This window comes from Lysobacter enzymogenes (genome assembly GCF_017355525.1).
Lineage (GTDB): Bacteria > Pseudomonadota > Gammaproteobacteria > Xanthomonadales > Xanthomonadaceae > Lysobacter > Lysobacter enzymogenes_C.
The window spans coordinates 143,159-154,708 of the sequence record NZ_CP067395.1 but is presented as its reverse complement, the minus strand read 5'-3'; the positions used below and the strand labels follow the sequence as shown (position 1 = coordinate 154,708).

The window sequence follows — 11,550 nt, the reverse complement described above, 5'->3', positions numbered from 1 at the left end:
CGCTTCGACCTTAGCGCGGCGCGCGGCGGCTGCGCGGCATCACTACGGGCATGAAACGGGAAGGATTCGCAGCGTGCGCGGGCACGCGGTGCGACCGGCGTTGCGGATTGGCGTTAAAGCGCGTGGTGCGTCACGTGTGCGGGGCCAGAGGGGGTGCGTCGGTGGTCGCAAGTTCGCGGTCGCGGCTCGCGCCGCTCCTACAGGTAGCCCATGTAGGAGCGGCGCGAGCCGCGACCGCGAATCCACAACCACCGCGCAATCAGGACGCCTACTTCGCCTCCCCCAACAACTCCACCTCCGCCAGCTCGATCCCACCCGCCCCCTCGCCCACCAGCCGCAGCCGGTAACGCGAGTACGCTGCCGGCGCCGCGATCGCGAACGCGCGGGTCTGCCGCCGCCACGGGAAGTTCTCGCCGCCGCGCTCGTCCAGCGTGGTCCACTGCTGGCCGTCGTTGGAGCCTTGCAGCGCCCAGGCCGCGGCGTCGCCGGCCTTGTCGGACGAAGTCAGCGTATACATCCGCACCGTCGCCGGCGTCTTGAAGTTCCAGCTCAGCAGCGGCATCGGCGCGTTCAAGCGCGCCGAGGTGGTCGCGTCGTCGTCGAACAGCGCCGCGACCTGCTTGGCGTTCAAACCCGCCACCGCCGCGTTGTCGCGCCGCGCCAGATCGCGCAGCGGCGCCGGCGCCTCGCCGTCGGCGCCGAGCGATTCGGGCAGCGCGGCCGCCGCGCTGCCCCAGTTCGACGGAATCGGCCCCATCTTGAACTCCAGCAGCGCGCCCTGCGCCAGCCGCGCATGCGGCAGGGTCAACCGCTCCCACGGCTCGCCATCGATCTTCAGCGACTGCACGTAACGGTTGCGCGCGCTGACGCCCGGCGCGCGGATCTCCAGGCGCTTGCCGCCTTCCAGGGCGATGCTCATGCGCTCGAAGCGCGGCGCGCCGATCACGTACTCGGGCGAACCCATGCGCAGCGGATAGAAACCGGCGGCGCTGAACAGCCACCACGCCGACATCTCGCCGTTGTCCTCGTCGCCCGGATAGCCCTGGCCGATCTCGCTGCCGGCGTACAGCCGGTCCATGATGTCGCGCACCTTCTCCTGGATCCGCCACGGCTGCCCGGCCATCGCATACATATAAGGAATGTGGTGCGAGGGCTGGTTGCTGTGGCCGTACTGGCCCATGCGCACGTCGCGCGCTTCCAGCATCTCGTGGATCACCCCGCCGTAGCTGCCGGTCTCGAACGTGCCCGGGGTAGTGAAGAACAGGTCGAGCTTGTTGCCCAGCGCGGTGCGCCCGCCGTACAGCGCGGCCAGCCCAGCGCCGTCCTGCGGCGCGTGGAAGGCCATGTTCCAGGCGTTGGTCTCGGTGTAGTCGCCGCCCCAGCGGGTCGGCTCGAACTCGGTCTCGGTGGAACGCCAGCGGCCGTCGCGGTGGCGGCCGACGAAGAAGCCCAGGCGCGGATGGAACAGGTTGACGTAGCCCAGCGCGCGGTTGCGGTAATAGGCCGCGTCGTCGGCATAGTTCGCCCGGTACGGGTCGTCGGCGCCGGCCTCGCGCGACAGCGCGGTCGCCAGCGCGCCGATCGCGAAATCGCTGATGTAGCCGTCCATCGACCACGACAGCCCCTCGTCGGTGCTGGTGTCGGTGTAGCCGCGGAAGATCGCCCGCTCGATGCCCTTGCGCCCGGCGCCGGCGATCGGGCTGGCGCTGGACGCGTTGCGGATCGCCGACTGATAGAACCCGCGCACGTCGAAATTGCGCACGCCCTTGAGCCAGGCATCGGCGAAGGCCACGTCGGAACTGGTGCCGACCATCAGGTCGGCATAGCCCGGCGACGACCAGCGCGCGATCCAGCCGCCGTCGCGGTACTGCTGGACGAAGCCGTCGATCATCTCGCCGGCGCGGGTCGGCGTCAGCAACACGTACGCCGGCCACGCGGTGCGGTAGGTGTCCCAGAAACCGTTGTTGACGTAGACCTGCCCGTCGGCGATGCGCGCGCCGCTGCGCTGCGCGTCGCTGTCGCGCTCGGCCTTGACGAACGGGCTGGCGTACTGCCAGCGCGGCTGCTGCGCGCTGCCGGTGTTCTCGCTGCCGTTGTTGGGATACAGGAACAAGCGATAGAGATTGGAGTACAGCGTGGTGCGCTCGTGCTCGGGCGCGCCCTCGACCTGGACGATGCCCAACTGCGCGTCCCAGGCCGCGCGCGCGCGTTCGCGCACGCTGTCGAACGTATCGGACTCGGCGATTTCCAGGTCCAGATTGCGCTGCGCCTGTTCCAGCGAAATCAGCGAAGTGGCGATGCGCATCGTCACCTGACGCACGCGCTCGTCGCCGAAATCGAAGCCGTACCACGCGCTGACCCGGTCGCGCCCGGCCTGACGCTGCAAGCGCTCGCCCTGCATCACCGGCCGGTCGAAGCGCGCATAGAAATACAGCCGCCCGGCGCCGGCGGAGAGCTTGCTCTTGTTCTCGGTCCAGCCGCTCAGCACGCCGTCGCGGGTGTCGACCGCGATGTCGCCGTGCTCGTCGCGCTGGTCGAACAGCAGGCGCCCGCGCGATTCGGGATAAGTGAAGCGCAGCATCGCCGCGTGGTCGGTCGGCGTCATCTCGGCGACCATGCCGTTGTCGAAGCGCACCTGGTAGTAATCGGCGCGCGCGATCTCCTGATCGTGGCCGAAGCTCAGCGCGCGCTTGCCGCGGTCGAACTCGACCGCGCCCTCGCCCGGCGCCGGCAGGATGTGGAAGGCCTGGCGGTCGCCCATCCACGGGCTCGGCTCGTGCGACAGCGCCAGCGCTTCCAGGCGCGGCCGGTTGCCCTCGCCGTTGCGCTCCTGGTACTGGTAGATCCAATGCGAGCCGGCGTTCGTCGTCGGCGTCCAGAAATTGAACCCGTGCGGCAGCGCCACCGCCGGGAAGTTGTTGCCGCGCGAGAAGCGCGCGTTGGAATTGCTGCCGCGGCGGGTGTCGACGAAATCGGCCGGATGCTGCGCGGCGAGCTTGTCGAGTTCCTTGTCCTTGCGCCGCGGCGCCGGCGCGATGCGCACGTCGTCGAGATAACCGGCATAAGCCGCGCCCGCCGCGCCATCGTGGACCAGCACGATCTTGCGCACGCGCTTGCCCGCGGCGACCTCGCCGATGCGGCTGCCGACCGCGTTCCACTGATCCGGGTACAGCAGCCGCGCATCGCCCTGGCCGTGCGCGGTCAGGGCGAAGCCGTAACCGTCGGCGGGCTTGAGCTGCGACAGGCGGGTGCCGTCGTCGAACTCCAGGTCGAGGGCGACGAAGGTCGAGGCGTAGCGCAGGTCGTCGAGCTGTCCCGCCTTGGGGTCGATCTGACGCGCCGACAGCGGAAACAGCCGGTACGACAGCTCGCTGTCCTTGGCCACCGCCACGTCGACCTCGAACACCTGCGCGCGCTGCTCGCCGCCGCCGCGCCCGTCGAAGCGCAGCGAGTGCAAGCCGGTGAAACCGGCCTCGGCTTTGGCGGTCAGCGCCGCCGCGGCCGGCGGGCCGCCGGCCGGGCTCAGGCGCGGAACTGCGTCGGCGGCGGGCGTCGCGGCCGGGTCGGCCGGCTCGAACGAACTCCAGAACGCGCGGTTCTTGGCCTGCGCCTGCGCGCCCAGCGCGGCGATCAACGCCACGGCCAGCGCCGTCGCCTTCGCGCCCGCGCGGCGGCCACCTCGGTATACCGACATATCTGCTCCCTTGCCTGCATCCGCGGCGCACGGTTGTGCCGTACACCGCCCCCGGACGCGCCCGTCCGGCGCCGTCCTTTCCGTTTCGACTCGATTTGAATCGATCTAAAAGCACGATGTCAAACCGCGACGCAGCACGGTCCACCCCTTCTTCACAAGCCAAAAATACAATTAAAACAAGGGCTTGAATTACGACAATTGATAAACGCTCACACGCCCTTGGCATAGCTTTTGCGTCCATACCGCAAAGTGTGACTTTTTTCACACTTTCATCTGCTCCAGAAGTACCCCCCGGCCCCCACGGAAACCGGTACCCATGCCCACACAGCGTCCCCTGGCCCTCGCCGCCGCTCTCGCGGCGGTGATCGCAACCTGCCCCACAACGTCAGTTTTTGCCGCACCGCGTCAAAATCCGAGCCCGGTTCCCGCCGATCCCCTCCCGGAGATCGAGCGTTTGCGCGAACAACGGCAGTGGCTGCCCGCGCTCGCGCGGATCGAAGCCGCCCAGGCCGCCCGCCCCGGCGACGATCGGCTGTACCGCCTGCAGGTGCTGACCCTGGCCGACCTCGGCGGCGCCGAACGCGCCTGGACCCTGGCCCAGGCCCGGCCGGAACTGTTCAGCGCCGACGAGCGCCAGCGCTTCGACGCCAACCATTTCGCCCGCCGGGTGCTGTGGGGCGCGACCTATCCGCAGAGCGAGGCCCAGCGCCTCGACGAGATGCGCCAGGCGCGCGAACTGCTGGCGCAACGCCGCGCTACCCAAACGCCGGAGCAGCAGCAGGCCGACCTGCGCACGCGTTTCGACGAACTGATCATGCTGAACCACCTCGAGCGCCACGCCGAAGTGGTCGAGCGCTACCGCGCGCTGCAGGCGCAGAACGTCGAGATCCCGATGTACGCGCTGGCCAAGGTCGGCCAGTCGCTGCTCGCGGCCAAGCATCCGGAAGAAGCCGCCACGGTGCTGGAGAAAGTGACCCAGCAGTGGCCGGAAGACCAGGACTCGCAATTGCAGCTGGCCTACGCCTACTCCGAAAGCGAGCGCTTCGAAGACGCCGACAAGCAGTTGGAAAAGATCAAGCAGTCGCAGCCGCCGTTCGTGCGCGTGCCCGGCGCCAAGGAAAGCTTTCAGAATCAGCGCTATTACGACGCCGACAGCCAGCAGGCGATGATCCGCCTGTACGGCGAGGACACCGTCGGCGCGCAACAGCGCCTGGAGCAGATGGCGCGGATCGGCCCGAACAACCCGGGCCTGCAATCCGACCTCGGCGTGCTGTACCAAAAGCGCGGCTGGACCGACCGCGCGCTGGAACGCTTCCGCATGGCGCAGACGATGGAGCCGACCAACGTGTCCGCGCGCGTCGGCCAGGTCGGCGGCCTGCTCGAACACAACCGCGTCGACCTGGCCCGCCCGATCCACGACGAACTGCTGCAGAACCGCGCGCGCGACGTCCAGGTCGAACAAATGGCGCGCTCCTGGGACAGCCGCCTGGGCTGGCAATGGCAGGTCTCCACCGCATTCGGCCGCAGCGATTCCGACGGCGACCGCGGCGCCACCGCCTCGCCGCTGGGTTCGCGCGACGCGACCCATAAAGTCGAAGTCGCCAGCCCGCTGATCGGCGATCGCTGGCGCCTGACCGCGCATGCGCAGGACGCCTGGGCCGACTATAAAAACGGCGACGGCAGCAAGGACCGAGTGCACGACCGCCGCGCCGGCGTCGGCGCGCTGTACGCCTACGACCGCCTGACCCTCGGCTTCGGCGTCGACCGCGCCAACGACCGCTGGCTCCCCAGCGGCGACCGCACCGGCTACTACCTCGACGCCGGCTGGCGTTTCAGCGACGTCCTCTACGGCACCGCCTCGTGGTACACCACCACGCCGGAAGCCTCGCTGCAGGCGCGCCGCTCCGGCATCCACGCCGACGCGGCGAGCCTGGGCCTGCGCTGGACCCCGAGCGAACGCAGCTCGCTGGCCGCGACCGCGCAGCAACTGCGCTACAGCGACGACAACACCCGCACCGCGTTCGGCCTCAGCGGCGCGCAGCGCCTGTACACGCGTCCGCACCTGCTGATCGACGGCCTGGCCGATGTGTTCACCAGCCGCGCCAGCCGCACCGGCCCGGACATTCCCTACTTCAATCCCAGCCGCGACGGCTCGCTGAACCTCGGCCTGCGCATCGACCATTTGGCCTGGCGCCGCTACGAGCGCCACTTCCGCCAACGCCTGACCGTGCAGGCCGGGCCGTACTGGCAAGAGAACTTCGGCAGCCACTGGGTCCCGCAAGTGCGCTACGAACACGAATGGCGCTTCGGCACCGGCCGAGTGCTGAACTACGGCGTGAACTGGTCGCGCCCGGTCTACGACGGCATCCGCGAAGACCGCCTGGGCTTCGACCTGAACTTCCGCTGGGGAGAGCAATAAGCATGTCGCACGCATCCATCCACGCCGCGCTGCGCCGCGCTTTCGCCGCCGCCGCATTGCTGCTGGCGCTGCCGCTGGCCGCGCAGGCCGCGCCCGCGCCGGCGCAGCAGGGCCACGAAGACAAAGACCTCAGCGCCGCGCAAGCCGCCGAACGCGAAAACCGCGGCGACCAGCTGCTGGTGCTGAGCTACCACGACGTACGCGACGACGTCGCGCGCAAGGGCGACCCCGACGCCTACGCGGTCAGCACCCAGAACTTCGCCGCGCACCTGGACTGGCTGTCCGGCCACGGCTACCGCCCGGTCGCGCTGAGCGACGTCATCAAGGCCTCGCGCGGCGAAATCAAGCTGCCGCCAAAGGCGGTGCTGCTGACCTTCGACGACGGCCTGCGCAGCATCTACACCCACGTGTTCCCGCTGCTGCGCGCCTACAAGTATCCGGCGCTGATGGCGGTCGTCACCGCCTGGGTCGACCTGCCGCAGGACCAGAAGGTCGACTACGGCCCGCGCATGTTCACCCACGACGACTTCGTCACCTGGGACCAGTTGCGCGAGATGCAGGCCTCCGGCCTGATCGAGATCGCCTCGCACAGCGACAACCTGCACCGCGGCGTCACCTCCAACCCGCAGGGCAACACCATGCCGGCGGCGATCACCCGCGAATGGAGCGGCAAGACCCAAAGCTACGAAACCGAAGCGCAATACCTGGAGCGCGTGCGCCGCGACCTCACCGCCAGCCGCGACAAGATCCAGCGCGAACTCGGCGTGTCGCCGCAGTCGGTGGTGTGGCCGTACGCGGCCTACAACAGCCAGACCAACGACATCGCCGACAAGCTCGGAATGACCGTCACCTTCGACCTGGAAGGCCGCCACCAGACCATCGGCCGCGACCTGCACGGCCTCGCCCGCCTGCTGGTGTTCGACAACCCGACCATCCAGGACCTGACCTACGAACTGCGCCACGACGAGGAACTCGACGGCGTGCGCGCGCTGCAGGTCGACCTCGACTACGTCTACGACCAAGACCCGGCGCAGCAGGCCCGCAACCTCGACAAGCTGATCGAGCGGATCAAGCAGGTCGGCCCGACCCACGTGTTCCTGCAGGCCTTCGCCGACCCCGACGGCAACGGCTCGGCCGACGCGCTGTACTTCCCGAACCGCCAGCTGCCGATGCGCGCCGACCTGTTCAACCGCGTCGCCTGGCAGATCAAGACCCGCGCCCGCGCCAAGGTGTTCGCGTGGCTGCCGGTGCTGGGCTACGAACTGCCGGACAAGGCGCTGGACGCGCAACTCGCGATCAAGTCGACCAATCCGGCCGAAACCCACCGCCTCAACCCGTTCGACCCGCGCACGCGCGAGATCGTCTCGCAGATCTACGAAGACCTCGCCGTCAGCGGCTACACCGAAGGCCTGCTGTTCCACGACGACGCCCTGCTGCGCGACGACGAACTGCGCGGCATCGCGCCCGACGCGCCGGCCGCGCGCACCCAGGCGCTGATCGACTTCACCCACGAACTGACCCGCGCCGCCGGCAAGTGGCGGCCGAAGCTCATCACCGTGCGCAACCTGTTCGCCGGCCCGGTGCTCGACCCCAAGAGCGAAGCCTGGTTCGCCCAGGACCTGAGCGCGTTCAACCAGGCCTACGACTACACCGCGGTGATGGCGATGCCGTGGATGGAGAACAGCCGCCATCCGGAACGCTGGATGGACCAGTTGGTCGAGCGGGTGAAAGCCTCGCCGCGCGGCTTGGCGCGCACCATCTTCGAACTGCAGACCGTCGACTGGCGCGACAAGAGCAAGCCGATCCCGGCCGACCAGCTCAAGCGCATGGCGCGGCGCCTGCAGGCCGACGGCGCGCGCCATCTGGCCTGGTACCCGGACGACTTCATCGAAGACCGCCCCTCCACCGCCGACGCGCGCGAAATCATGTCCGCGCGCGGCTTCCCGTACATCGAGAAATAACCCTCGAACGCCGCACCGCGCCCGCATCGGAGCGCGCCGACGCATCGACCACCAGCGGGCGCGCGGCCAGGATCGGCCGCCGCCCAAGGAGTTCCGCCGCATGAGCACCACTGCCAGCCCCTGGCTGACCGCGCTGTTCCAGTTCGCGTTCTACTACCCGATCGTGATGTCGTTCTTCTGGATCGCGGGCGGTTTGTACTACTACTTCCGCCGCGAACGCAGCGCGCGCGGCCGCACCGACCCGCCGCCGCTGGACGCGCCGCCGTTCGTCAGCATCCTGATCCCCTGCCACAACGAAGGCGACCACGTCCACGAAACCATCGGCGCCGCGCTGGCCCAGCGTTACCCGGACTTCGAAGTCATCGCGATCAACGACGGCAGCCGCGACGACACCGGCGAGCAGCTCAACCGCCTCGCCGCGATCCACCCGCGCCTGCGCGTGGTGCATCTGGACCGCAACCTCGGCAAGGCCAACGCCATGCGCATGGGCGCGCTGGCGGCGCGTTCGGAATACCTGGTGTGCATCGACGGCGATGCGCTGCTCGACGAGTACGCCACCCACTGGATGGTCTGGCACCTGTGCTCGGGCGTGCGCGTCGGCGCGGTCACCGGCAACCCGCGCATCCGCAACCGCTCGACCTTGCTCGGCCGTCTGCAGGTCGGCGAGTTCTCCTCGATCATCGGCATGATCAAGCGCGCCCAGCGCGTGTACGGCCGCATCTTCACCGTCTCCGGCGTCATCTGCGCCTTCAGGCGCAGCGCCCTGCACCGGATCGGCTACTGGTCCGACAGCATGGTCACCGAAGACATCGACATCAGCTGGCGTCTGCAGATGGACCACTGGGACATCCGCTACGAACCCAACGCGATGTGCTTCATCCTGATGCCGGAAACCCTCAAGGGCCTGTGGAAACAGCGCCTGCGCTGGGCCCAGGGCGGCGTGGAAGTGCTGATGCGCCACAGCCGCGACCTGTTCTCGTGGCGCAAGCGGCGGATGTGGGCGGTCATGGCCGAATACGTGGCCAGCGTGACCTGGGCCTACATCATGGCCTTCATCATTTTGTTGTGGGCGGTCGGCCTGTTCGTCGAACTGCCGCCGCAACTGCGCGTGACCACCCTGCTGCCGTCGTGGCACGGCGTCATCCTGGCGCTGATCTGCCTGCTGCAGTTCGCCGCCAGCATCATCATCGACCGCCGCTACGAAACCGGCGTCGGCCGCAACTACTACTGGATGATCTGGTACCCGATGGCCTATTGGCTGCTGAGTTTCTTCACCACCGTCACCGCGGTGCCCAAGGCGCTGATGAAGCGCCGCGGCACCCGCGCGACCTGGGTCAGCCCGGATCGGGGGTTGCGATGAGCAGCAACGAGCAACGCCCGCCCGACGAGCCGACCGCGCCCGTGCGCGGCGCCGCCACCGGCCGCGCCGCCGACGGCTTCAGCCGCCCCAGCCACAGCACCGCCGCGCCGCCGCGCGCGCCGGGCGCGCCGTCGTCCGCGAACGCGTCAGCCAAGAGCGCGCCGCCGGCGCGCAAGTCCAACCCGCACAAGCACGACTCGCGCCTGATCCAGAAACCCGGCTCGCAACACCCGCTGCCGCGGACCTTGTGGGGCGCGGTCACCGGCGCGTTCTGGCTGGCCTATCTGTACCTGTGGACGCCGGTGCTGACCCTGGTGCTGTGGCTGCTGGGCCTGCGCACGGTCGCCTCGGAACTGTACCTGCGCACCCACGAAGTCGACCCGTTCCTGATGCTGGCCCTGCCCGCGACCGCCGCCGCCGTGGTCGCCGCGCTGCTGATCTGGGCCGAGTACAACCGCTGGCGCTTCGCCGGCCGCGACGCCGAACGCCGCAGCCGCCTGCCCGACGTATCGCTGGACGAAGTGGCGCAAAGCCTCGGCGCCAGCGCCGAAGTCGCGCAAGCGCTCAACGCCGGCCGGGTCAGCGTGCTGCACATGGACCCCAACCACGCCGTACCGCTGTCGGTCACCGCGGTGACGCCGAGCCCGCCCGCGCAACACCCGTTCCCGCCGCTGCCGCCGAAACCGCGCTTCACCCGCAGCGCCGCCGCGCCGAACAACCGCTGGCTGCTGGCGGTGGCGCTGGCGGCGATCGCGCTGGTGATCGGCGTGCTCATCATGGTCTCGCACGGCTACCGCCAGATCGAAAGCTCCTCGCCGGTGCAAAGCCTGGAAGGCGCGCCCGGCATGGACCGCCCGGGCCTGCCGGCGCATGGCGAGGGCATGGGCTTCATCGGCCCCGACGGCGCAACACCCGCCACGCCGGCGAACGATGCTGCAGCCGCCAAGCCCGCCGCCGCGCCCAGCGCCGCCACGCTCGCGCGCGAAGCCAAGGCGCGCCGCGAAGCGCAAGCGCAGGCCAAGCGCAAGGCCGCCGCCGCGGCCGCCAGCGCCAAACCGCGCCCGCTACCCGGCTTCAGCCCCAAGCCCGCGTATCCGCTGGACGCGCTGCGCCAATCCGAAGGCGGCCTGGTGACGCTGCGCGTGCAAGTGTCCGCGCAAGGCGAACCGACCAAGGTCGAAGTCAGCCGCCGCAGCGGCTACCGCGCGCTCGACCGCGCCGCGGTCAGCACCGTGCGGCGCTGGAAGTTCTCGCCGGCGCTGCGCGAAGGCAAGGCGGTGGCGGCGGTGGTGATCGTGCCGGTGGAGTTCAAGCCGCGCGATTGAGCTGTCGCGCGATGGGCTGGAACGCCGCATCGTTTGCGATTGTGTGGGGATCCAGAGACTTCAGCGCGCTGCCTGGATGAAGCCCTGGGTTCCCGCTTTCGCGGGAACGACGATAGGTGAGTTTCGCCGAGCATCTCCCAACCGTCATTCCCGCGAACGCGGGCTCCGCTTTACTTCGGCGCAGCCGAACATCCAGAGACTTCAGCGTACTGCCTGGATAAAGCCCTGGGTTCCCGCGTTCGCGGGAACGACGATAGGTAGGTTTCCCCCGCGTCTCTATCAACCGTCATTCCCGCGAACGCGGGCTCCGCTTTACTTCGGCGCAGCCGAACATCCAAAGACTTCAGCGCGCTGTCTGGATAAAGCCCTGGGTTCCCGCCTTCGCGGGAACGACGATAGGTGGGTTCCGTCGCATCCCTCCCAACCGTCATCCCCGCGAACGCGGGGATCCAGAGACTTCAGCGTACTGCCTGGATAAAGCCCTGGGTTCCCGCCTTCGCGGGAACGACGATAGGTAGGTTTCCCCCGCGTCTCTATCAACCGTCATTCCCGCGAACGCGGGAATCCAGAGACTTCAGCGCGCTGCCTGGATGAAGCCCTGGGTTCCCGCCTTCGCGGGAACGACGATAGGTGGGTTCCGCCGCGCATCTCCCCACCATAGGTGGGTTTCCCTACGTCTCTCCCAACCGTCATTCCCGCGAACGCGGGAATCCAGAGACTTCAGCGCCCTGCCTGGACGCAGCCCGTCGCCTGACAAACGGGAACGGCCGCGGCGCGGCGATCGGCTAGGA

Annotated in this window: 5 protein-coding genes; 4 read left to right on the top strand and 1 reads right to left on the bottom strand. The window is 69.1% G+C overall.

Annotated features, from left to right (window positions below; all coding sequences use genetic code 11):
• Window positions 1–268: 268 nt before the first annotated feature.
• Window positions 269–3,694: a GH92 family glycosyl hydrolase gene (locus JHW38_RS00830; RefSeq protein ID WP_207524155.1), complete on the bottom strand. Its 3,426-nt coding sequence runs from the start codon at window positions 3,692–3,694 to the stop codon at window positions 269–271.
• Between the two features lie 454 nt (window positions 3,695–4,148).
• Between JHW38_RS00830 and pgaA the strand changes: the two genes are divergently transcribed.
• From pgaA to pgaD, 4 genes are all read left to right on the top strand, one after another.
• On the top strand, window positions 4,149–6,113 hold the full coding sequence (gene pgaA / locus JHW38_RS00825; protein WP_207524154.1) for a poly-beta-1,6 N-acetyl-D-glucosamine export porin PgaA: 1,965 nt from the start codon (window positions 4,149–4,151) through the stop codon (window positions 6,111–6,113).
• Window positions 6,114–6,115: 2 nt separating this feature from the next.
• Window positions 6,116–8,074, top strand: a complete 1,959-nt coding sequence (pgaB, locus tag JHW38_RS00820; RefSeq protein ID WP_207524153.1) for a poly-beta-1,6-N-acetyl-D-glucosamine N-deacetylase PgaB — start codon at window positions 6,116–6,118, stop codon at window positions 8,072–8,074.
• A gap of 100 nt (window positions 8,075–8,174) precedes the next feature.
• Complete coding sequence (gene pgaC, locus JHW38_RS00815; protein ID WP_207524152.1) at window positions 8,175–9,434, top strand: poly-beta-1,6-N-acetyl-D-glucosamine synthase; 1,260 nt, start codon at window positions 8,175–8,177, stop codon at window positions 9,432–9,434.
• Window positions 9,431–10,759, top strand: a complete 1,329-nt coding sequence (pgaD, locus tag JHW38_RS00810) for a poly-beta-1,6-N-acetyl-D-glucosamine biosynthesis protein PgaD (RefSeq protein ID WP_207524151.1) — start codon at window positions 9,431–9,433, stop codon at window positions 10,757–10,759. Before pgaC ends, pgaD begins: the two co-directional genes overlap by 4 nt.
• Window positions 10,760–11,550: the final 791 nt, after the last annotated feature.